Annotated in this window: 18 protein-coding genes; 5 read left to right on the top strand and 13 right to left on the bottom strand. The window is 45.0% G+C overall.

What is annotated here, in order from left to right:
* Positions 1-38 precede the first annotated feature (38 nt).
* A complete protein-coding gene (tkt, locus tag CAG60_RS14595) occupies positions 39-2,030 on the bottom strand; it encodes a transketolase (RefSeq protein WP_161439248.1) in 1,992 nt (663 codons plus the stop codon).
* A gap of 78 nt (positions 2,031-2,108) precedes the next feature.
* Entirely contained in the window at positions 2,109-3,059 is a 951-nt protein-coding gene (tal, locus tag CAG60_RS14590) for a transaldolase (RefSeq protein ID WP_158137263.1), read from the bottom strand.
* Positions 3,060-3,546: 487 nt separating this feature from the next.
* Between tal and CAG60_RS14585 the strand changes: the two genes are divergently transcribed.
* Positions 3,547-4,536, top strand: coding sequence for a sugar-binding transcriptional regulator (locus CAG60_RS14585; RefSeq protein ID WP_004396638.1), 990 nt, complete (start codon positions 3,547-3,549; stop codon positions 4,534-4,536).
* A gap of 40 nt (positions 4,537-4,576) precedes the next feature.
* Here CAG60_RS14585 and CAG60_RS14580 read toward each other — a convergent pair whose 3' ends face one another.
* From CAG60_RS14580 to moeA, 3 genes are all read right to left on the bottom strand, one after another.
* Entirely contained in the window at positions 4,577-5,407 is an 831-nt protein-coding gene (locus CAG60_RS14580) for a sulfurtransferase (RefSeq protein ID WP_161439247.1), read from the bottom strand.
* Positions 5,408-5,487: 80 nt separating this feature from the next.
* Positions 5,488-6,240 (bottom strand): molybdopterin-synthase adenylyltransferase MoeB, encoded by a 753-nt coding sequence (gene moeB, locus CAG60_RS14575; protein ID WP_161439246.1) that lies wholly within the window; start codon positions 6,238-6,240, stop codon positions 5,488-5,490.
* A gap of 8 nt (positions 6,241-6,248) precedes the next feature.
* The gene (gene moeA / locus CAG60_RS14570; protein ID WP_161439245.1) at positions 6,249-7,484 is read right to left on the bottom strand and encodes a molybdopterin molybdotransferase MoeA; all 1,236 of its coding nucleotides are present in this window, start codon (positions 7,482-7,484) and stop codon (positions 6,249-6,251) included.
* Positions 7,485-7,634: 150 nt separating this feature from the next.
* Here moeA and folE point away from each other — a divergent pair, with 150 nt between their 5' ends.
* Entirely contained in the window at positions 7,635-8,288 is a 654-nt protein-coding gene (gene folE, locus CAG60_RS14565; protein ID WP_004396634.1) for a GTP cyclohydrolase I FolE, read from the top strand.
* A gap of 168 nt (positions 8,289-8,456) precedes the next feature.
* Here folE and msrB read toward each other — a convergent pair whose 3' ends face one another.
* The 6 genes from msrB to gcvH form a co-directional block, all read right to left on the bottom strand.
* Complete coding sequence (gene msrB / locus CAG60_RS14560; RefSeq protein ID WP_161439244.1) at positions 8,457-9,581, bottom strand: peptide-methionine (R)-S-oxide reductase MsrB; 1,125 nt, start codon at positions 9,579-9,581, stop codon at positions 8,457-8,459.
* A gap of 215 nt (positions 9,582-9,796) precedes the next feature.
* Positions 9,797-11,536: a formate--tetrahydrofolate ligase gene (locus CAG60_RS14555; RefSeq protein WP_161439243.1), complete on the bottom strand. Its 1,740-nt coding sequence runs from the start codon at positions 11,534-11,536 to the stop codon at positions 9,797-9,799.
* Positions 11,537-11,926: 390 nt separating this feature from the next.
* Entirely contained in the window at positions 11,927-12,139 is a 213-nt protein-coding gene (gene cspE, locus CAG60_RS14550; protein WP_004396631.1) for a transcription antiterminator/RNA stability regulator CspE, read from the bottom strand.
* 312 nt (positions 12,140-12,451) lie between these two features.
* Positions 12,452-12,688, bottom strand: coding sequence for an RNA recognition motif domain-containing protein (locus CAG60_RS14545; RefSeq protein ID WP_004396630.1), 237 nt, complete (start codon positions 12,686-12,688; stop codon positions 12,452-12,454).
* Between the two features lie 177 nt (positions 12,689-12,865).
* Positions 12,866-15,730 carry an aminomethyl-transferring glycine dehydrogenase gene (gcvP, locus tag CAG60_RS14540; protein WP_161439242.1) on the bottom strand — a complete coding sequence of 955 codons (2,865 nt, stop codon included), beginning with the start codon at positions 15,728-15,730 and terminating at the stop codon, positions 12,866-12,868.
* A 189-nt stretch (positions 15,731-15,919) separates the two neighbouring features.
* A complete protein-coding gene (gene gcvH, locus CAG60_RS14535) occupies positions 15,920-16,300 on the bottom strand; it encodes a glycine cleavage system protein GcvH (protein WP_004396628.1) in 381 nt (126 codons plus the stop codon).
* A 324-nt stretch (positions 16,301-16,624) separates the two neighbouring features.
* Here gcvH and CAG60_RS14530 point away from each other — a divergent pair, with 324 nt between their 5' ends.
* The 3 genes from CAG60_RS14530 (at position 16,625) to CAG60_RS14520 (ending at position 20,066) form a co-directional block, all read left to right on the top strand.
* Positions 16,625-17,248 (top strand): helix-turn-helix domain-containing protein, encoded by a 624-nt coding sequence (locus tag CAG60_RS14530; protein ID WP_004396627.1) that lies wholly within the window; start codon positions 16,625-16,627, stop codon positions 17,246-17,248.
* A gap of 239 nt (positions 17,249-17,487) precedes the next feature.
* Positions 17,488-18,621 (top strand): glycine cleavage system aminomethyltransferase GcvT, encoded by a 1,134-nt coding sequence (gcvT, locus tag CAG60_RS14525; RefSeq protein ID WP_161439241.1) that lies wholly within the window; start codon positions 17,488-17,490, stop codon positions 18,619-18,621.
* A 344-nt stretch (positions 18,622-18,965) separates the two neighbouring features.
* Entirely contained in the window at positions 18,966-20,066 is a 1,101-nt protein-coding gene (locus CAG60_RS14520; RefSeq protein WP_161439240.1) for a S1 family peptidase, read from the top strand.
* A 5-nt stretch (positions 20,067-20,071) separates the two neighbouring features.
* On the opposite strand, the gene CAG60_RS14515 is transcribed toward CAG60_RS14520, so the two are convergent.
* Together CAG60_RS14515 and CAG60_RS14510 are read right to left on the bottom strand one after the other, a co-directional pair.
* Positions 20,072-21,769 carry an EAL domain-containing protein gene (locus CAG60_RS14515; protein ID WP_154171164.1) on the bottom strand — a complete coding sequence of 566 codons (1,698 nt, stop codon included), beginning with the start codon at positions 21,767-21,769 and terminating at the stop codon, positions 20,072-20,074.
* Between the two features lie 266 nt (positions 21,770-22,035).
* The gene (locus tag CAG60_RS14510) at positions 22,036-23,340 is read right to left on the bottom strand and encodes an inosine/guanosine kinase (protein WP_158137271.1); all 1,305 of its coding nucleotides are present in this window, start codon (positions 23,338-23,340) and stop codon (positions 22,036-22,038) included.
* Positions 23,341-23,349 lie beyond the last annotated feature (9 nt).

Here is a 23,349-nt window from a genome sequence, read left to right as displayed (position 1 = left end):
CCTTGGCGGGATTTTGTTTATCAGCTTTCGGTTAACGATTAAGCCAATAGTTCGTTAGCAGTTTTCACCACATTTTCAGTTGTAAAGCCAAACATCTTGAATAACTGATCCGCTGGTGCCGATTCACCAAAGGTCGTCATACCGATGATCTTGCCACCAAAACCAACGTACTTGTACCAGAAATCAGCAATGCCTGCTTCAATCGCGATACGCTTGGTCACGTCTGCAGGTAATACTGCTTCACGGTAAGCGGCATCTTGCTTATCAAAGGCATCGGTCGATGGCATTGAAACCACGCGAACGTGCTTACCTTGCGCTTCAAGTTCAGCCGCTGCATTCACCGCGAGCTCCACTTCAGAACCGGTTGCAATCAAGATAAGCTCTGGTTTGCCAGCGCAATCTTTCAGGATATAACCACCTTTAGCAATATCAGCCACTTGAGCTGCCGTACGAGGCTGCTGAGCGAGGTTTTGACGTGAGAATATCAGCGCTGATGGCGCATCTTTACGTTCAATGGCCAGTTTCCAGGCGACTGCAGATTCGACTTGGTCACAGGGACGCCATGTGCTCATGTTTGGTGTTAAGCGTAGAGAAGCAACTTGCTCAACCGGTTGGTGAGTCGGACCATCTTCACCGAGACCAATCGAATCATGAGTATAAACCTGAATGTTCTGGATCTTCATCAGCGCCGCCATACGCAGTGCGTTACGGGCGTATTCCATAAACATTAAGAAGGTCGCGCCGTAAGGGACAAAGCCACCGTGCAATGCTATACCGTTCATGATCGCTGTCATACCAAATTCACGCACACCGTAATGAATGTAGTTGCCAGAGAAATCTTCAGCGGTGAGTGATTTTGAGCCAGACCACATGGTCAGGTTTGATGGCGCTAAGTCTGCAGAGCCGCCCATAAATTCTGGTAATAATTTACCGAACGCTTCAAGGGCATTTTGCGATGCTTTACGTGACGCAATGTTGGCAGGGTTAGCTTGTAACTCAGCAATGATAGCATTGGCTTGCTCTTCCCACTGCGCTGGAAGGTCGCCATTAACGCGGCGTTTAAACTCAGCCGCTTCTGCTGGGTACTCAGCAGCGTAAGCCGCAAACTTCTCATCCCAAGCTGCTTCTTTAGCTTGGCCTGCTTCTTTGGCGTCCCACTGAGCGTAAATATCAGCCGGAATTTCAAATGGGCCATATTGCCAACCAAGGAATTCACGCGCCGCTTTGATTTCATCGTGGCCTAGTGGCGCACCGTGACAATCATGAGAACCTGATTTGTTTGGCGAGCCAAAACCGATGATGGTTTTAGTACAGATCAGAGTTGGACGCGGATCGGCTTTGGCGGCTTCAATCGCTGCGTTGATCGCTTGTGCATCATGACCATCTACCGCTGGGATCACATGCCAGCCGTAAGCTTCAAAACGTTTTGGCGTGTCATCGGAGAACCAACCTTCAACATGACCGTCAATCGAGATGCCGTTGTCATCCCAAAACGCAATCAGTTTGCCAAGGCCAAGTGTACCAGCTAATGAACAGGCTTCATGGGAGATACCTTCCATCAAACAGCCGTCGCCCATAAATACGTAAGTAAAGTGGTCAACGATGTCATGCCCTGGCTTGTTAAACTGAGCCGCGAGCGCTTTTTCAGCCATCGCCATGCCCACTGCATTGGTGATACCTTGGCCTAGCGGACCGGTGGTGGTCTCAATGCCAGGTGCATAGCCGTACTCTGGATGGCCTGGAGTTTTGGAATGCAGTTGACGGAAGTTTTTCAAATCGTCAATCGACAGCTCATAACCAGTTAGATGCAACAATGAGTAAATCAGCATTGAACCATGGCCGTTCGACAGCACAAAGCGGTCACGGTCAGCCCATTGTGGGTTTTGTGGGTTGTGATTGAGGTGTGAACGCCAAAGTACTTCAGCGATATCCGCCATACCCATTGGTGCACCTGGGTGACCAGAATTGGCTTGTTGTACACCATCCATGCTCAATGCACGAATTGCGTTAGCGAGTTGTTTACGTTCCATAATAATTACCGACAAATAATAGATTTAGAAAGGAAAGGGGAACGTCAATCGTTCCCCAAATTTTAATTCTTGAGCGAATTACAGTTTTGCTGCAATCATGACTTCCAGTTTACCTTGGTCAACGGCGAAGTTACGGATACCTTCAGCCAGTTTTTCCACTGCCATTGGATCTTGGTTATGTTCCCATAGGAATTCAGCGTGAGTCATTGGTGCTGGGCGAGCTTTGCTGCCTTTTGAGTCGACCAATTTCTCAACCACTTCACCTTCTGCTGCTTCAAGCTCAGCCAGTAGTGATGGAGCAATCGTTAAGCGGTCGCAACCCGCAAGCTCTAAAATTTCACCGATATTACGGAAGCTTGCACCCATCACTACTGTGTTGTAGCCGTGCTCTTTGTAATAGTTGTAGATTGTGGATACTGAGACTACGCCTGGATCTTCTTGCGGTGCAAAATCACGACCTTCTTTTGCTTTGTACCAGTCCATGATACGGCCAACAAATGGTGAGATGAGGAATACACCAGCTTCAGCACAAGCACGAGCTTGCGCGAAAGAGAACAATAGGGTTAGGTTACAGTTAATGCCTTCTTTCTCAAGAATCTCCGCCGCGCGGATACCTTCCCACGTTGAAGCCAGTTTAATTAGGATGCGATCATTTTTGATCCCAGCATCGTTATACATTTTGATCAGTTGACGAGCTTTAGCGACACTGCCTTCGGTGTCGTAAGAGAGACGAGCATCGACTTCAGTTGAGATGCGTCCTGGAATCGTTTTCAGGATCTCTTTACCAATGTTCACTGCCAACATATCGCAGGTATCTTGAATTTGTTGTGCTTTGTCTGAACTTTGCGATTTTGCGTAGTCGATAGCAGCATCAATCAGCGGCGCGTATTCTGCGATTTGGGCAGCTTTTAGGATCAGCGAAGGGTTAGTGGTAGCGTCTTCAGGTTGGTATTTTTTAATGGCATCGATTTCACCAGTATCTGCAACCACAGTGGTCAGTTTACGAAGTTGCTCTAATTTGTTGCTCATATCGTTCATCCTATTTCTTTTGGCCAAGCCAATGTATGGCAGAAAAGCTAACGCAATTATGATCAGCGACCGAACTTATGTTATGAACATTTGCTCGTTCGTTGAGTAAATGATGTGACCATCTTTATCTTATCCAGTTAGAAAGTCAATCATAGTTAGTGGCTTATGGTGATGTGAATCAACAATTTTATGTTATTTATTTCGCAGGTAGAAAAAGAAACGTTTGCCTAATCGAAGCTAGTTACGACAAGGGTTGATTGAGAGAAACCTGTTACGCTGAGAAAATGTCATTGTCATGAACAAATGTTGCAAATGGAGGCGGACTTCACTTATCCTAGCACGATGAGCATATGCTCAATATTCGTTTTTTTGCGCGCCCGATCCTTACTGTTTGAAGCGTTAATTGTCAGCGTGCACATGTTTTTTGTCATCCACCTATTCGCTGCGGCTCTTAACTTCAATGGGTTGGCAGAATAAAGAGATCATCATGACGACTTTGCATCAAGATATATCTGTTGAAAGTACCGATTTACTAACGGAAGTTTCTGTCGCTTATTATCAAGATGGAGCGACCCAAGAAGAGATATCTAAAAAATTTGCTATCTCACGAGCGAAAGTTGGACGTATGCTCAAGCAGGCGCGTGATGAAGGTATTGTCGAAATCACCGTTAAATACCACCCTGTTTTTAGCGCGAAAATTGAGCAGCGATTGATTGAACGTTTTGGTATAAAACGTGCCCTAGTCGCCTTGGATCAACCGAATGAAGAACAACAAAGGCAACAAGTTGCGGGCTTAGTTTCAAATTATCTATCCGGCACGTTAAAAAATGGCATGGTCGTGACTATCGGACAAGGACGAAATGTCTCGGCAGTTGCCCATCATATCGGCGTCATTACGCCACGAGATTGTAAGTTTGTATGCAGTATTGGTGGTATTCATCCTCGTGGGGGGATGTTTAATGCCGATCATATTTGTCGCCAAATGGCCAAAAAATACGGTGGTACGTCTGAAACGCTATACGCTCCGGCTTATGCGGAAAATCGCGCGCAAAAATTGGCTTTTATGCAAAATGCGACGGTTAAGCAAACCTTAGATTTAGCTCGTAAAGCCGATATTGCCTTAGTAGGGATTGGCGATATGAGTGAAAACAGTTATATGGTTGATCTCGGTTGGTTTACCCCCGATGAAGTTGTTCAGTCTCGTTTACAGCAAGGCGTAGTTGGCGATTTTGCTGGTTACGATTTCTTTAATATTCATGGGCAAATCGCCAATACCGTGATGAGTGATCGAGTGATTGGATTAGGGATTGAAGAGTTTCGACCCATCTCTGAAGTGATCGCTATTGCGGCTGAAAATAGCAAGCCGCTGGCGTTGCTGGGAGCATTACGCACTGGAGCGATAGATGTTATTGCCACGAGTGTCAGTAATGCTCTGACAGTATTAAACCTCGATGAGCAGATGCGCAACGTGCAGTAGATGATTAACGCAGTACCATCCGTCAATGATAATGACGCGATCAGGATGGCTCGATAGGTAGCTCATTACGTTGTCCCCACTCTGTCCATGAACCGTCGTAAATGGCGAGGTTTTGATAACCACAAAGATAAGCGGCGAGAAGAACAATACACGCCGTCACGCCAGATCCGCAGCTAAACAGATACTCATCAGCAGCCGATAGACTATCGGCGAGAATAGGGGTTAATTCGTCGATTGGTCTTAGCTCGCCACCATTCATCAAGTGAGTAAAGGGCAGATTGCATGAATGCGGGATATGACCACTTCGTATGCCTGGGCGAGGTTCAGGAATCTGAGCCAGAAAACGCTCTGCTGAGCGTGCATCGATGGTAAGGCTGGCCGGATCGTTGAGTTTGCTCAATACGTAGTTAGCATCAACAAAGTAACGCGGCTCAAGTTCACCAGTAAAATCACCGTTCTCTACGGTCGTTAAGTACGCTTGAGTCAAAGGATAGCCTGCCTTTTTCCATGCTGGTAATCCACCATTGAGAATATAGACTTGCTGATGACCGAAAGCATGGAACATCCACCAAGCGCGGGGAGAAGCAAACGTCCCACTATTATCGTAGACGACAATCACTGAATCTTGGTTGATGCCCAATTGTTGCGCGAGATGATTAAAACGCGTTTGGGCAGGCATCATGTGTGGCAAAGCACTATCAATATCACAAAATTCATGGTCGTAATCAAATCGACGTGAGCCGGGGATTTTGTTTTGCCAATCTTTTTCACCTTCGCTCGGAATCTGAAATTCAATGCTGCAATCCAAAATGACTAACTGAGGTAAGCTTAAATGTTCATAGAGCCAAGTTGGAGTAATCAGTGGGGACATGCGGCTTATTCCTTATAATAAGGGGGGAGTAGTGAGCATGCGGCTAAATAACAATACCGCGTTTTTCACGTCGTTATCCTTCAGGTGTGGCAAATTGGGCAACTGGCCTGTTTAGGTAAAGTCATCTCACGCCAGGTCATTGATAAGGCATCCAAGATTAAAAGCTTACCTAGTTTGGTGTGTCCATAATCGGCGATGATTTTTATCGCTTCCATGGCTTGGACTGCGCCAATAATACCGACGACAGGTGCCATTACTCCCGCTTCAACGCAAGTGAGTACGTGGTGGCCAAAAAGAGCACTTAAGCATTGGTAGCAAGGTTCATCAGGATGCTGGTATCGAAATATACAGACTTGGCCTTCCATACGAATCGCCGCGCCAGATATTAACGGCGTTTTCGTTGCAAAGCAGAGTCGATTCAATTGATTACGCGCCTCGACATTATCCGAAGCATCGACTACTACAGTATGTTGTTCGATTAAGCGTTTTAGCGGCTCGTCAGCCAAACGTTGATCCACCGTATTGACGATTAGATAGGGATTGAGTTGGCGCAATGATTCTGCTGCAGAGTCGACCTTTTTACGACCGACATCGGCATCACTATGTAACACTTGGCGCTGTAAATTCGATAGTTCGACGCAGTCATCATCGATCAAGGTTATCGTACCGACACCTGCCGTAGCCAGATATTGACTGGAGGCACAGCCCAAGCCTCCTGCACCTAAAATTAATACAGAGCTTTGTTTAAGCGCCTCTTGCCCTTCAAAATCAAACTGTTTAAGGATGATTTGCCGGTTATAACGCAGCATCTCTTGGTCAGATAAAATATCCATAGTGTTCCTTAAGATAAACAAGCATTAAACAACTGAATATTCACGATTTCACCAGCCTCTACTCGCCCACGATCCTGCTCTAATACCACAAAACAATTAGCAAGGCTCATTGAACGAAAGGCGCCAGAACTTTGATTGCCGGTGCTCTCTACGACAAACTGTCCATTTTCAAGGTGATAAATACCACGCTGATAGTCGGTGCGGCCTGGCGATTTTTTGAAGGGACTTTTGGTTCGTGCAGGAATAGACTGAGGCGCTTGCCATTCGCTGTGTCCGGCCAGTTTGGCCAGCATAGGCTGTACCAGAACATACAAAGTCAGCATCGCCGAAACCGGGTTGCCCGGTAAACCACAAAACCAAGCGTTTTCTAATCGACCAAAAGCAAAAGGTTTACCTGGTTTTATCGCGAGCTTCCAAAAACCGATTTCGCCAAGTTCGGCAAGGATATCTTTGGTGTAATCAGCCTCGCCGACACTAACTCCACCAGACGTGACGACGACATCCGCAAGCTGTTGCGCTTGATTAAAGGTCGCTTTTAATGTCGCTGGGCAATCAGGGATGATCCCCAGATCGATAGCCTCGCAGCCAAAATTTTCAATCAACGGTTTAATACCATAGCGATTGCTATCGTAAATCTGTCCTTCAGAGAGCGTCTCACCGAGTGGTTTTAGTTCATCTCCGGTAGAGAAAAAGGCGACTTTAGGTTTACGTAATACGTTCACATGACTGATACCCAAAGTCGCGATCATTGGGATATCACGAACGGTTAAGCGTGCACCTTTGCGCAAGACTAGATCATTGTGTCCGATATCATCGCCCATCGGACGAATGTTGGCATTGGGTTGAACATGGTTCACAGAAAATTGAATACCGTGCTCGGTGACTTGCGCTTGCTCTTGCATGATCACCGCATCGCAACCGATTGGAATTTGTGCGCCAGTCATAATCCGAATACAGGTCAGTGGTGGCCACTCTCCAGTAAATGGTTGACCTGCAAACGATTTTCCTGCTACGGGCAAGGGTTGATTATGGACGATATCAGCTCGTCTGACGGCATAGCCATCCATTGCTGAGTTATCAAAAGGAGGCACAGGAATCGGAGAGAGAACATCTTCGGCTAAGACAAACCCCAGAGCTTCAGCAAGCGGAAGTTGCTGTGTTTGATTCACTGGGGTAATACGAGAAAGCATGGAATGCAGCGCATCTTCAATCGGCATTAAGCCCAGCGCATCACAACAGCCCATATTGTTGATCCTATGGTGGTTATTTTTGTCGGTACTTTAACACAGAAAGGGCATGACAATAATGTCCGCCCATAAAATAGGGATGTAATTATTCAAAAATCCGAGTATTCTTGTCTGCCATTCGAGAGGGGTAATGAAGAGGTAGGGGAAATGTCAATTTTGAGCGAATCCGCCCAGTTAGTGAAAGCAGCACTAGAGAGCCGCGGTCAGGAAACGCCAATGCAACCCAATGCAATTAGCCGTGAAGAGAAAAAAGCGCAAATTGAATTTCATATGCGTGAAGTCTTAACTCTTCTGGGTCTAGATTTAGCGGATGATAGTCTACAAGAGACACCGCATCGGATTGCCAAAATGTATGTCGATGAAATTTTCTCTGGGCTTGATTATAAAAACTTCCCAAAAATTACCGTCATTGAAAATAAAATGAAAGTCAGTGAAATGGTACGCGTCAAGGATATTACCGTGACCAGTACCTGTGAGCATCATTTAGTGACCATCGATGGTAAAGCTGCGGTCGCTTATATTCCACGTGGTAAAATCATCGGCTTATCAAAAATCAATCGCATTGTACGTTTTTTTGCTCAGCGCCCTCAGGTGCAAGAGCGTTTAACGCAACAGATTTTAGTTGCGTTGCAGACGTTACTTGAGTCGGATGATGTTGCGGTGACCATTGATGCTACCCACTATTGTGTAAAGTCTCGAGGTGTCATGGACGCGACAAGCGTAACCACCACGACCGCTTTAGGGGGGATATTTAAATCTAACCCTGCCACCCGCGCCGAATTTTTGCATGGATTACGTTAATACCTCGTTGTGGTGTTAATAGATAAAAAGCCTCTCATCAGAGATAATGAGGGGCTTTTTATTTGCCGCTGGCGCGAGTGATGAGATTGCACGACGTTATCGAGTTAAGCTCAATCTCTCGGGTTGTAGAGCAACAACCTTATTCGTCCAATATCAGCCCAATTCATGCTACAAGGGCAAATAATCGCCATATCCTTCCGCTGCCATTTTCTCTTCTAGAATAAAACGCATTGCCGCAGAGTTCATACAGTAACGCAGGCCAGTAGGTGCCGGACCGTCCTTAAAGACATGACCAAGGTGTGAGTCGCCGAACCGACTGCGTACTTCAGTTCTGGTATAGAAAAGACGAAAATCGCTTTTGGTAATAATGTACGCTGAATTAATCGGCTTGGTGAAGCTTGGCCAGCCTGTTCCTGAGCGAAATTTATCTTGCGACGAAAAGAGTGGTTCCCCAGTGACGATGTCTACATAAATACCGCGTTGATGATTATCCCAGTATTCATTATTGAAAGCCCTTTCCGTGCCTTCTTGCTGAGTGACATAATATTGTACATCTGTTAGCTTGGCTCGAATCTCTTCAGGCGATGGCTTGTGGTAGGTCTTGATGTTTTGTTCTGCAAGCGATTTGTCAATCAATTGACGTAATGTGATGGGGTTCTTATTACGCTCACGACCAAAAATCTGGTCTAAATATTGATCTCGTCCTGAAGCATGACGATAGTATTTATAACGAATCGGATTCTTTTTATAAAAATCTTGATGGTACTCTTCCGCAGGCCAAAATTCGGTGTACTCAATCAATTCAGTATTCAGGGGCTTTTGATAAATACCTAAAGCATCCACTTGTTTTATTAACTGTTGAGCGATCTGCTTTTGGGTTGAATCATGGTAGAAAATCGCTGGTCGATATTGTAGCCCGCGATCTACAAACGAACCTTTTGCGTCTGTTGGGTCGATGTGGCGTAAGAAATAATCCAACACTTGTTCATAACTGACCAGATGCTCATCAAAAGTGACTTGAATGACCTCAATATGTCCCGATTTTCCAGATGATACTTGCTGATAGGTTGGGTTTGCTAATGTACCACCTGCGTAACCAGAGACAACATTGACGACGCCCTCGAGTTTTTCTAAATCGGCCTCTGTACACCAGAAGCATCCTCCCGCTAAAGTCGCGATTGCATAAGACGACTCTGCTGCGGATAAAGACGGATTATTCGCTCGAGTAGTGATAGAGAATAGAACTAATAGCGTTAGCACGCTGGAGGAAAACCATATTGTAAAACGCTTCATCTTGCCCTTTACCTATTTTATTTAGATGACCAGTGATGGTGATTATTGCCTATTTAAAACGGCCGTCGTGCTAAAAAGCGGAGTGTATTACCATTGTTTAAGCACGCTAAGCAGTAGTGTCTTATCGACAATATCAAGACTCTGTTATCTATACGTAAAATAGAGCAAGAAAGAGCAACAAAGTGAAGAAATTGCTCTTGCTGATCAGTTATTGGTTAACTCAAACCAATGATGTTGCCATCATTATCGAGATCAATCGCCATAAAACTGGGTTTTGCTGGAAGTCCGGGCATGGTAAGCACGTTGCCACATAAGGCATAAATGAATTCCGCACCAGCACATGGTTTTAACTCTCTAATGGTGAGAGTAAAGGCTTTGGGCGCACCCTTAATGGCTGGATCTCCGGTGAGAGACATCGGATTTTTAGCCAAACAAACGGAGAAATGCTGATAAGGTAGCGTTTCTAATTCGGCCAGTTGTTGCTTAGCCAGTGCACTAAGCTCGATGGTCGTTGCGCCATAACTTTTCGCAACCGCAGTGAGTTTATCGAGTAGTGAATCTTGCGCTTGATAAAGAGGTTTAAAATGTGTGGTTTTTTGGCATTGAGCGATGACTTGCTGGGCAAGGTCTAGTGCGCCATGCCCTCCTTGAGAATAGGCATCTGAAACAGTGACTTTGACATCATTAGGTAGACGTTTAATCAGACTAACTAGTTGCTGAAGCTCCTCTTCGCTATCTTGTGGAAAACGATTGATGGCCACCACGGCTGGAATACCATAGCGATTCACATTATCGATATGCCATTGTAAGTTGGTGAAGCCGGTGGTCAGTGCCGCGTTGTCGGGTTGAAAAAGTAACTGACTGTCTATCGGCTTGAATTCAAATAGCCCTGAATTGGCTTTAATTCCACGTAAAGTTGCGACGATAACGGCACAATCTGGGGCTCTATTAGCTACATTGGCTTTAATATTACACGCTTTTTCAAAGCCCATATCAGAGCCAAAACCAGCCTCTGTCACGGTGTAATTCGCTAACTTACTGGCAATCTCATCAGCAATAATCGATGAATTACCATGGGCAATGTTGGCAAAGGGACCCGCGTGAATGAGGGTTGGAACGCCTTCCAAGGTTTGCATTAACGTTGGCATTATCGTGTCTTTCATACAAACCGCCATAGCCCCCGCGACCTTGAGATCTTCGGCGGTAATCGCTTGTCCATCGAGATCATAAGCGAGAATAATCTGACCAAGTCGGCGACGTAAATCGGCTAAGTTTTTCGCCAGCGCTAAAATCGCCATCAATTCAGAAGCGGCGGAAATATCAAAGCCGTCTTCTCGTTCAATGCCGTTCGTTGTTTGGCCTTCAGGATTACGGCCGACAGTGATGTAACGCAGGGCGCGATCGTTATGATCGACCACTCGTTTCCAAACAATACGTTTAGGATCGATTCGCAGTGCAGGTAACCCTGTCTGTGTGGAGAAATTTTCGTAACCAAGACGAGTTTCGTGGTATAGACGGGCATCAATCGCTGCTGCGGCTAAGTTATGCGCCGAAGTGACGGCATGAATATCACCGGTAAGATGTAAGTTGAGCTCTTCCATCGGTGCAACTTGTGAATAGCCACCACCTGCCGCTCCGCCTTTGACACCAAAAATCGGTCCCATGGAGGGTTGACGGATACAAGCGATAACGGATTGGTTTAAGTGCGCAAGACCTTGTGCTAAGCCTATCGTGTTCACCGTTTTACCTTCGCCAAGTGGCGTAGGAGTAATGGCTGTAACTAAGATTAATTTTCCTGAAGAGACATTTTTAAGGCGTTGTAAGCAGTGTAATGAAACTTTGGCTTTATAAGAGCCTTGGTTGTGAAATTCATCAGTCAATAAGCCAGCTTTTTTAGCGATGAGCTCAATGTTTTGTAGGGGAGTTGTACGGCAAATCTCACTATCTGACAGCATAAAACCCTCGTAGTAAGGCTAAATAGGGTGAAGAAGACCATTTTGCTGCGATAGTAACGTGTAAAAAATGCTTGTAAAGGAGAATGATAGTAAAAAGAGACATCTCAGCCTTCCGTTACATGCTGACGAACTAATGATGTCAGCAGGCTAATCGGAGGTATGATGGTTAAGCAGAGCCATGGATAACAGGCAATAGATTAAGACAAAGGAGAGTTATTTGTTGCTATAAAAAGCTTCTTTCTTGCGAGACAATTTGTACCATTGACGTTGTCTGGTCGATCTTCTAGACATAGATTTCCTAATAAAGTGAGACTGCAATAAGCGGAGAATAAACGAGAGTGCAGGGGGGAAGTAAAACGCAGTGCAGAGCACTGCGTTTTGAAATTTAGCTTACAGAGGCGTTACTTCAGTCGCTTGTGGACCTTTTTTGCCTTCTTCAACATTAAAGCTTACTTTTTGACCTTCAGCTAATGTTTTGAAGCCATCAGAGACAATGGAGTTGAAGTGAACAAACACGTCTTTACCGCCGTTGTCTTGAGAAATGAAACCGAAACCTTTAGTTTCGTTGAACCATTTTACTGTACCAGTCGTTTTACCAGACATAGTTACCTCTAAATATCTTAAATTTAATAGAATGAATTTTGGCTGATAACGCAAGCTATTGAATGGTCTATCTAGGTGAAGTTGACACAGGTTTAACGAAAGGTTTCGCGACTTGTATAAAACAAAACTTACACTGAATTTACATTAACAACTCTTCTGTAAGAGCCAACTTTAACTATACACACAGAATCCTAAATAGCGAGAACTATTTTTCATGTCTGATTGTTTTTAGGGAGCTTGTGTATGAATAACAAAGAGTTAGGGTGTATGCTTAACGCCTAATATCTTGTGTATACGCTGTGTAAAAAACGCTTAATCGGCTTTTTTAACGCGAATCTTGCTTTTATGGACATCACTTAAATTGAGATTCGCGATGGCTTGTTTGGCTTCTTCGAGATTTGGCATTTCGACAAATGCAAAGCCTTTTGAGTGACCTGTGATTTGGTCCAGTACTAGATTACACGCTTTTACTTCACCAAAAGCGGAGAATAAAACGCGGATGTCTTGTTCGGTGGTAGTACGGGATAAATTTCTAACTAACAGTTTCATGAATAATAATCTTGTAGGAATTGACGCTGTATTGTCTCAGTTTCTCAAGGTGAAACCAAGGAAATCTTTGTGTTAACAGTGTTTGCCTTGATAAGAGAGGATAAAAGGCGAGCCATTAAGCTCGCCATTGATTTTCAAATTAGCACAGAACTAGGGACGAGTGATCGTCGCGGTTTATTACTCTTCGTAATTATCAATGCTTGGACAGGTACAGACCAGATTACGATCGCCATAGACGTTGTCGACGCGATTGACGGTTGGCCAGTACTTGGTGGTTTTGCTGTGCTCTGATGGGAAACAAGCGATTTCGCGAGAATAAGGATGTGACCATTGCTCAACGGTTAAATCGACTTGCGTGTGCGGCGCATTGACTAGTGGGTTATCTTCTAATGGCCACTCGCCAGTTTGCACTTTATCTATCTCTTGGCGAATAGCGATCATAGCCTCACAGAAACGATCGAGCTCAGCTAAGCTTTCGGATTCGGTTGGCTCAACCATCAGTGTACCCGCAACAGGGAATGACATGGTTGGCGCATGGAAGCCATAATCCATTAAGCGCTTGGCGATGTCTTCTTCACTGATCCCGCTTTGCTCTTTTAATGGGCGAATATCAATAATACATTCGTGCGCGACACGACCATTATGACCACGATATAAAATGGAGTAGTGTGGACGCAGGCGCTCCATAATGTAGTTGGCATTAAGAATCGCCAATTTGGTTGCTTGTTCTAATCCGCTTGAGCCCATCATGGTGATATAAGCCCAAGAAATAGGCAAAATCGACGCACTGCCTAAATCCGCGGCAGAAACGGCGTATTGTGTGCCTTCCACACCACCTTCAATATGCCCGGGTAAGAAAGGCGCTAAATGAGATTTAACCCCAATCGGTCCCATGCCTGGACCACCACCACCATGTGGAATACAGAAGGTTTTATGCAGGTTAAGGTGCGACACATCTGAACCAATAAAACCGGGAGAGGTGAGGCCAACTTGTGCGTTCATATTGGCACCGTCGAGATACACTTGGCCGCCAGCTTGGTGCACCATTTCACACACTTGGCGTACTTGTTCTTCATAGACGCCATGAGTGGAAGGATAGGTGATCATAATCGCGGAAAGATTTGCACGATGTTTGTCGATTTTTGCCGCCAGATCAGTCAGATCAACGTTACCATTATTATCGCATTTCACGACCACCACTTTCATCGATAACATGGAAGCGGTCGCTGGGTTAGTACCGTGAGCCGAACTTGGGATTAAACACACATCGCGGTGCCCTTCACCACGGCTTTGGTGATAACGCTGAATAGCAATCAGACCCGCATATTCACCAGAAGCGCCAGAGTTTGGTTGCAGTGAAAAAGCGTCGTAACCAGTAATTTGGCATAATTTCTGTTTAAGGTCGTTAGCCAGTGCGGCGTAACCTTGCGCTTGCTGTTTTGGTGCAAACGGATGTAACGCGCCAAATTCTGGCCAAGTGACCGGGATCATTTCAGCGGTGGCATTGAGCTTCATGGTGCAGCTGCCAAGTGGGATCATACCGTGAGCTAAAGAGAAATCTTTATTTTCCAGTTTCTTCATATAGCGCAGCATTTGCGTTTCGCTATGATGCGTGTTGAACACAGGATGAGTAAGGAAGCTGGATTGGCGGCGGCAAGATTCAGGAATCGCAGCTAATTCATTGTCAGCAATGGTGGTCGATAAATCGTCAATCGCTTCGTTAACAGCAAAAATGCCAAATAGGGCTTTGATATCTTCAACCGTCGTCGTTTCATCCAAGCTAATACCAATTTGCTGCGCCGATTTACGTAGATTCATTCCGGCTAGCTGCGCTTGCTGATAAAGCTTTTCTGTTGCCGATCCAGTGTTGATGGTTAACGTATCAAAAAAGCTATGATGATCTAACTCATGGCCCGCTTTGGTTAGCCCGGCGGCAAGAATCGCGGTGAAATGATGGGTTCTACGCGCGATAGTTTTAAGTCCTTCAGGGCCATGGTATACCGCGTAAAAGGCTGCCATATTCGCCAGTAGCGCTTGTGCAGTACAAATGTTGGAGGTGGCTTTTTCACGGCGAATATGTTGCTCACGCGTTTGCATTGCCATGCGCAGCGCTTGATTGCCTTTGGCATCGATGGAAACCCCAATCACACGACCTGGCATGGTGCGCTTATGAGTATCACGAGTGGCCATGAATGCGGCATGAGGGCCACCATAGCCCATTGGCACACCAAAGCGTTGTGCTGAGCCAATCACAACATCCGCACCCATCTCTCCGGCCGGTTTAAGCAGCACACTGGCCAGCAAATCGGTGGCAACGGTGACCAAAGTTTTATTATGATGCGCTTGTTCGATGATGGCAGTTAAATCGCGCACTTCCCCGCGAGTATTTGGGTATTGCAGTAATGCGCCAAACACATCTTGCTCCGCCAAACTCTCGATAGGCGCGACATTCACTTCAAAGCCAAGGAATCCAGCTCGGGTTTTGATGACTTCAATCGTCTGAGGATGGACATCGTCCGCGACAAAAAAGACGTTACTTTTGCTTTTACCAGCGCGATGGCATAACGCCATGGCTTCTGCGGCCGCTGTCGCTTCATCTAATAATGACGCGTTGGCGATCTCCATACCCGTTAAGTCGATGATCATTTGTTGATAGTTAAGCAGCGACTCTAAGCGACCTTGAGAGATTTCAGGCTGATAAGGAGTATAAGCCGTGTACCAACCAGGATTTTCGAGTACATTGCGTAAAATAACGTGAGGCGTAAACGTGTTGTAGTAACCTTGACCAATAAAAGTACGCTTAATCTGGTTTTGTTGAGCAAAGGCTTTCAGCGTCGCGAGCATGTTGGTTTCACTTTGCGGCTCACCAATATCAAGGGCGGCTTCTAAGCGAATATTCGCGGGGACGGTTTCGTTAATTAGCGCATCAAGACTGGAAGCCTGAATAGTGGCTAACATGGTCTGTTGATCATTGACGCGTGGTCCGTTATGGCGTGCAATAAATTCGTTTTGTGTGCTTAGGCGGTGCAGTAACTCGGTCATTTTCCCTTACCTATAGATAGAGCTGTAGTATGGCTTACCATCATGTTCGATAACGCTAATTATACCGATAAGCGTTGACGGATAATTGGTATCACTGGGTTGTCGTGAATAAGAATCATGATGAAAAGCTGCCTTGGTCTTCACCATATCAAGTGGCTTCGACCTATTAGGTGGCAGCTTGTTGATCAATTAATCTTCTTCAATCAACGTCAGATATTCATCGGCATCTTTAAGATCATCGAGTTCAGAAGCATCGGACATTTTGATTTTAACAATCCAGCCAGAGTCATAAGGTTCTTCATTGATCAGCTCTGGGCGATCGGATAGTTCTTCGTTAATTTCGATAACCATGCCCGATACCGGAGCATAAATGTCAGATGCCGCTTTGACCGATTCAACCAAGGAAAAATTATCCCCTGCGTCAAATTCACTCTCTAGCTCGGGCAACTCGACAAACACCACATCACCCAGCATCGCTTGGGCATGTTCTGAAATTCCAATCGTGACGGTACCGTCGCCGTTATCACGCACCCATTCATGGCTATCAGTAAACTTCAGTGTTTTATCCATTGTTTTTTCTCCAAATTGGTAGCGAACGCTCGCCGAGCGAGTGTGCAATAGTTCAAAAAGAACTTTTGTGTGCTTGCTCACTGAATTGAGCCAATCTGTTCTTTTTGAGGGTATTAAACGTCATTGAACCAAACGATTGCTTGGCTAACATGTTGGTAACATACCCCTTGCCAAATCAACAATCAATTAAAAATTTCCTATAGGAAACAAGAGTGCTGTTTTTGCTACTTAAAGCACGCTTTACTTGCGAGTGACTCTTTTTTCTGTGTCAGGCTTGATGCACAATGATACTTATTGATAGCGGTTCACTACAGGATAATAAGCATGACAGAGCCCATTCATGATGAGTATCCATCCATGACATTAGCTAAAGAAGATCGCTCAGAAAACATCGAGCCACTTAAATTAGGGCCACGCATTAAGCAAGTTAGAGCGAATTTGGGAATTACCCTAGAAGAGGCGAGTCAGAGAACGGGATTGGCTCGCTCTACCTTAAGTAAAATAGAGAACGAGCAGATTTCGCCGACCTTCCAAGCGATGCAAAAACTCGCGCATGGATTGCAAATCGATATGCCTCAACTCTTTGACCCACCAAAGAAAATTATCGCTACTGGTCGTCGAGATATTACTCGTAGTGGACTAGGGAAACCACATCCAACGCCTACTTATGAACATGAGCTATTGGCAACACAGTTGACCAATAAAAAAATGATGCCGTTCAAAAGCACCATCCGCGCTCGAGATTTTAGCGATTATCCCGATTGGGTAAGGCATGACGGCGAAGAGTTCCTGCTGATTTTGAGCGGTGAAGTGCTGTTCTATAGTGAGTTTTATGAGCCAGTGCCTCTTAGCGAAGGCGATAGTGTCTATTATGATGCGACGATGGGGCATATGTTAGTGTCTGTTAGTGAGCAAGACGCCTTGATTTTATGGGTTACGGCAAAGTAACGGACCTGTCGGTTGAAGCCATTTTGTTGCAAAGACGGATAAGTAAATTGTGATCTAAGTGTTAATTCTCGCAGCGTGTCTTGGCTGCAACTTGTTCGGCAATCAAAATAAGCGCATGCTTGTTTTTCTTGTTTATTATTGGAAACTTAAGCCAAACACTTGAGCGTGATGATATGGCTATCAAGAGAGCGCTCAATCAACTGGCGGCTTGATCGGCAACTCGCCACATGGAGAAAACAATGACGCAACAACCCCACTCAAATTCGCTACTGACTACTCCTTTGCATGCTGTGCACGTTGAATTAGGCGCAAAAATGGTCCCTTTTGCTGGGTATGATATGCCGGTTCAATACCCGCTCGGTGTTAAAAAAGAGCATTTACATACGCGTCAAGCGGCTGGATTGTTTGATGTTTCACACATGGGACAATTGCGTTTGCATGGTGTTGATGCGGCCGCGGCTTTAGAGCGTTTAGTTCCGGTTGATGTCATCGATTTACCGGTTGGTAAGCAGCGTTATGCGATTTTCACCAATCCACAAGGTGGTATTTTAGATGATTTGATGGTGGCCAACTTAGGCGATCATCTTTTTTTAGTGGTTAATGCAGCCTGTAAAGCACAGGATATAGCCCATTTAACCGCACATTTACCTGCTGGGGTCCACTTGGAAGTCATTGAAGACAGAGCACTACTTGCTCTGCAAGGTCCAAAGGCGGCTCAGATATTGGCTCAGTGGCAACCTGCGGTAGCAGATATGCGTTTTATGGATATCCAAACTTTAGCGATCAACGGCATTGAATGCATTGTCAGCCGTAGTGGATATACAGGAGAAGACGGCTTTGAAATCTCCGTACCTGCTGATAAAGCTGTCGCGTTTGCACAAGCATTAGCGGAGCATTCCGATATCGAGTGGATAGGCCTTGGAGCTCGTGATTCGCTACGTTTAGAGTGTGGCCTGTGTTTGTATGGTCATGATTTGGATGAAACCACCACGCCAGTAGAAGCCAGTCTGCTTTGGGCGATACAACCCGTGCGCCGGATCGGTGGCGAACGGGCTGGCGGGTTTCCCGGTGCTGAAATTATTCTAAAACAGATAGAGAGCAAACAGGTTGATCGTAAGCGAGTGGGATTAGTGGGTCAAACTAAAGCGCCTGTTCGGGAAGGAACAGAGTTGTTCGATTCTGATGGTAATAAAGTGGGTATCGTTACCAGTGGAACCGTCGGGCCGACAGCGGAGCAGCCTATTTCAATGGGATATGTTCGAGCGGATCTCGCGGTGATTGGCCATGAGTTGTTTGCTGAAGTCCGTGGTAAAATGCTGCCGATGACGATTGAGAAGATGCCATTCGTCCCCCAACGTTATTATCGAGGATAGCGAATTATTTACTTATCTCTTCTCGGTTAATGTTAAGAATAGAGCAGCACGACCATGCTGCTCTATTCTTTTTCTCTTCGCTCAAAGGCCTTAATTTTTCAATGACTCACTCGGTAATTGTTTGCAAAATACCACGAGTCTACTGGTTTTCTTTTCTCTTTCCTTCTTACAATTTGAATTGCTAATTCGGTTGGATCAGTTCGCCGATTCTCATCTTATTATTGACCTCTGTTTATCGAGGTTGATGACGCACTATTCACTTGCTGTATCAAGTTTTTTGGGTTGATTCCGTTATCTAGAACTACACTTTAACTATCTTACTTAGCTAGATATATGAGGTGTCTATGATAAAGAAACCCATTCAGATGGTTATTTTATGCCTCACGCTATTGATGAGCCCCATGGTTTTTGCTGAGCTGACATCACGTATCGTTAATGGTAAACCGACGACGATTACCACTTATCCTTCATTCGTTAGCTTGTTTTATGATCGTATTGAATATGATCGTCGCTACAGTCCGGCGAGTTTTTGTGGTGGAACTTTGCTTGACGATCGACACGTATTAACTGCAGCGCACTGTTTGTTTGATGGAAGAGGATCGTTAGATATTCCATGGTTACTGTTTACGGTAGCGACTCAAGTTGATAATGAATCGGATTTTCCTAACGGTAATATCACCACAGTACGTGGCGAAGCGTTTTTCTATCATCCCAATTACGATGATTCCGTTAACTCATTATGGGCGAACGATATCGCGATCATCCGTTTAGAGCGAGGGCTAAATGGGCAAGGGTTTGTGAATCGACCAACGAGCCAAGCTTATCGACTTGGATTTAATGGTCGTGATGATGACGATAATGACGGTATTTTTGAAGCGGTGGGTCACGGTAATACGCGTTCAGGATTTGATGAAGATGACCGATTACTGTTTACCACTATGCAGTATGTATCGAATGCTCGTTGTCAGTTGGATATTACGCCGTTCGCGTTAAATCCACATCATCTCTGTTTTAAAGGGGACGGCATTAATCCTGATAGCCGTCTTGCTAATGGAACTTGTCAAGGGGATTCGGGAGGTCCTATCTACTGGAATAATGCGGGTCATTTGGTGCAAGTGGGCATCACAAGTTTTGGCCCCGCGGAATGTGGCGTAGGTTTTCCACAATCACAGGTTACCTCCGTATTTACGGAGATTTATGGTTATCGTCAATGGATAGATCAAGTATTAAATGGACAGCTGACGGCCAACTATATCGTTACAGAAGAGGCGCGTTTAGCATTTTTAGCGGGGAGTGGTAATTCATCGGTTTCTCCTGCGCCCATTGCTGCAGACTCAGGAAGTATTGCGTCGCCTAATGCTTCGGGAGGTGGTGCTATTGATGGCTTGATCAGCGCTGTACTATTACTTTTAGGGTACGCACGTTATCAGCAAAAGAGGAAGTGATAGGTTTAATTGAGTAGGGTATAGCGGCTGGCGGTGGCTAAAGAAAGAGGTTTCGAGAACCAGTAACCTTGTAGATAGTTGACGCCCATTTGGCAAAATTTTTGCTGCATTGCGCTGTTTTCTATCCCTTCAATCACAATATCCATGCCTCTTGAGCGGCATAGCTGCACAATAAATCGTAAGTACTCTTCAGAGGCGGCATTCGTCAGTGTCTTCAAAGCCATTGTTCGATCAATTTTGATTTGATTTAGGGGCAAATCAAAGAAGCTATAAATGGAACTTAAGCCAGCGCCAAAATCATCCAGTGACAGTTGAAACCCCATCTTACTGAGTGTATTCAGTTGATTTAAAGCATGTCGGTTGCCGTCCAATATCACGGTTTCGGTCAGCTCGAGCACGATGGATGAAGGGCAGACGCCAGCGGCATCAGCCATCATTTTGATATTGGCTGGGAAATTGCTGTTGAGCAGTTGCAAAACCGACACATTGACGTTCACTCGCGTACTTGAACCATGCTGAACATGATAACGATGAATAAACTGACAAGCTTTTTCAAAGACTTGATAGCCTAACTCGGTGATCAGTCCCTTTTTTTCCGCTACCGGAATAAACTCATCTGGATAGATCTCACCAAACTCTGACGACCGCCAACGAACTAAAGCTTCAAAGCTGGCGACTTTACCGGTTTGCGCATGAATGATGGGTTGAAATTTAACCGACAAAGAGTGATGACATAACGCTTCTTTTAAACCGCGTTCAATAAAAAAGTAGCGATCCACTGTATGCTGAGTTTTCCCTGCGTAAATCTCGATTCTTGAGCGACTTTTTTCTCCCGCGTACTGACAGGTTTGTGCCGCAATATTGAGAATTTGTACCGCGCTGAGTTGATCCGAAAAATGCGGTAAAACACCAATGTTCATTCGGTCACCCAATAGGTGACCTTGCTCTTGAGCAGAGTGAGAGTAACGCTCAAGAATCGATTGACACAATAGAGGTAAATCTTGGTCTGACACGGATTCGCGTAATAAAATAGCAAAATCGTCGGAACGTACGCGATACAGTGTCGAGTGGTGATGAATCAGATTACTTAACGCATTATGCATATGATGAAGAATATGTTGAATGACTTCAGCGCTGTACTGATTTAGGTAGGATTTAATATCTTCAATTTGAATATATATCAGTGTCGCTGGCGATGCAGCACGTTTAGCATCATCAATGTCTCGCAATAACTTTGTGGTATTCGGCATACCAGAAACCACATCATAAAATGCGGCTTGTTGCAGAAAAGACGTCATCTTTTTTTGTTCAGAAATATCTCGATGACTGCCGACCATAAACATTTCACCGTTTTCGACTTTAGTTACCGCAGTGCCCAGTAACCAGATATAGCGACCATCAACGGTTTTTGCGCGATATTCAGTGGTGACTCGACTTTCCTGATTAAGATGACCATCGACGCGTTGTTCTAGTGCCATCCTATCGAGTGGGTGAACCAACGCCATCCAATTTTCTAAACCAATAGTGGCCGAATTAAAGCCAAACTGCTGATAAAAACTCGGATTATAAAAAGTCATGGTTCCATATCGGTCCATATGGAAAATACCTTCACTAAAGATATCGAAGATATGAATCAAACGCTGTTGGTGACGACTGAGAAGTGAATGAGGCGGTTCGATAGTGTTTTCTTCTGTCAACAACATGCCAGTACACCTGATCTTAATATTGTTATCCGTAACCTACTATAACGTGTCGTTCAGTAGCGCTCAATTAACAATGTGTATTATCAGTCAGTTATAAGTCAAATTTGTGATAATTAAGGAAATCTCGATGAGTTTTCTTGAGTTTAAGAAGATGATGCTCGATTCGATAAAATTGACCACAGCTAGGTTGAGCCCGGCTGTGGTCAAAAGTGATGACGTCTCTTCAGTCATTGTTTTATGTCATGCACGAAGGTGGGTTAGAGAGATTAACGATCCCAATACGCTTCTTCTAAACTGTCTTCGCGTTCAGGTAATGAACTCGATAGACGAGGTGAGTGCTGTGTTAAAACTTCATAGCTGACTCGGTTGGCATAACGGCAAACCTGCGAAAGAGATGAATACGTTAGATAAGGTAACGCATGTTTTGCTGAGTTAGGCACATTGTTTTGATGATAGCGGTTCGCTGCCATATCATGCAGCAAAGCGGACAGAGCACCATCACCAGCGCCATTGGTATTTTTGATTTCTAATGGGCCACCTAAATAGGGGCCAATATGCGAATAGACTTTTACTGGCTGTTGACAATCTTCCTTACGCATCGCGCGGCTAAATTCATAGCGGTTAAATTCAGGAATGTTACCAGGCAGTAGTGGTAGTTCAGTATCACGTTTTGCTGAATCATCAACATAACCTGCCATGTATAATCCAACAGGGCCAGCAGTGCACAATACTAAATCCACCCAATCTAAGGCTTTATTGGCAGCTAAGAGCGGATCTTTCTCTCCGGTTAAGGCTTCCCCTTCTTCTTCATTCATCGCTAAGACGGTGACATGTTGCTTAAGATATTCTTGCCACCAAGTTTGATTACCTTCGATGACGTATTTTGTCCCCAAGGTCAATACCACGGGTACATGATGAGCCTTGGCTAATCCAATAGCTCGTTGTACCGCTTGTGGCATCGGATCTTCGGCTTTACCACGCATCAGATAAGAAGAGACGACCAATGCAGAAGCTTTAGCAAAGACTTCTTCAGGAATACTCTCGGCGCGCAGCTTATTCATATGCCCTTCGTTAATCGCAAACGTTCGTTCACCATCTTCTGAGATCAAGGTATAGCAACGACCGATTGGACCATCCACCGTTTGTAGATGGTTTAGATTCATGCGTGAAGAGGTTTGACATAAATATCGATAGGCGTAAGAGCTCACTTCGATATTTTTAGACATGACACCCAGTAAGACAGATTTACTATCGGCGAGCACAGAATAGTTGTGCAGCGTATTACCAATGGTATCACCCGGGTATAAATGGGTAATGAGTTTGCGTTCGATCAGTTCTTCGTAAAGAGCGTCGGCTTGACTCTCTTCTAAAACCAGCGAGTGGCCTTTGCTTAATTGATATTTGGCTAAAAAAGCATCATCTACTCTGGCTTCAATATCAACAATCGTTTGCCCAACACCAACCACAGTTGGATGACGAAGCTTAGGCGTTTGTTGTATTTGGTTTACAAGTGGATCACGGGCGTGAATAGGGAAGTAGTGTTTCGATTTGCGTTGTCCGGGAAACTTCATGTCCAGAGT

Source organism: Vibrio sp. V33_P6A3T137 (assembly GCF_009904835.1).
Taxonomy (GTDB): Bacteria; Pseudomonadota; Gammaproteobacteria; order Enterobacterales; family Vibrionaceae; genus Vibrio; species Vibrio metschnikovii.
This window is presented reverse-complemented; position numbering and strand designations above follow the sequence as displayed.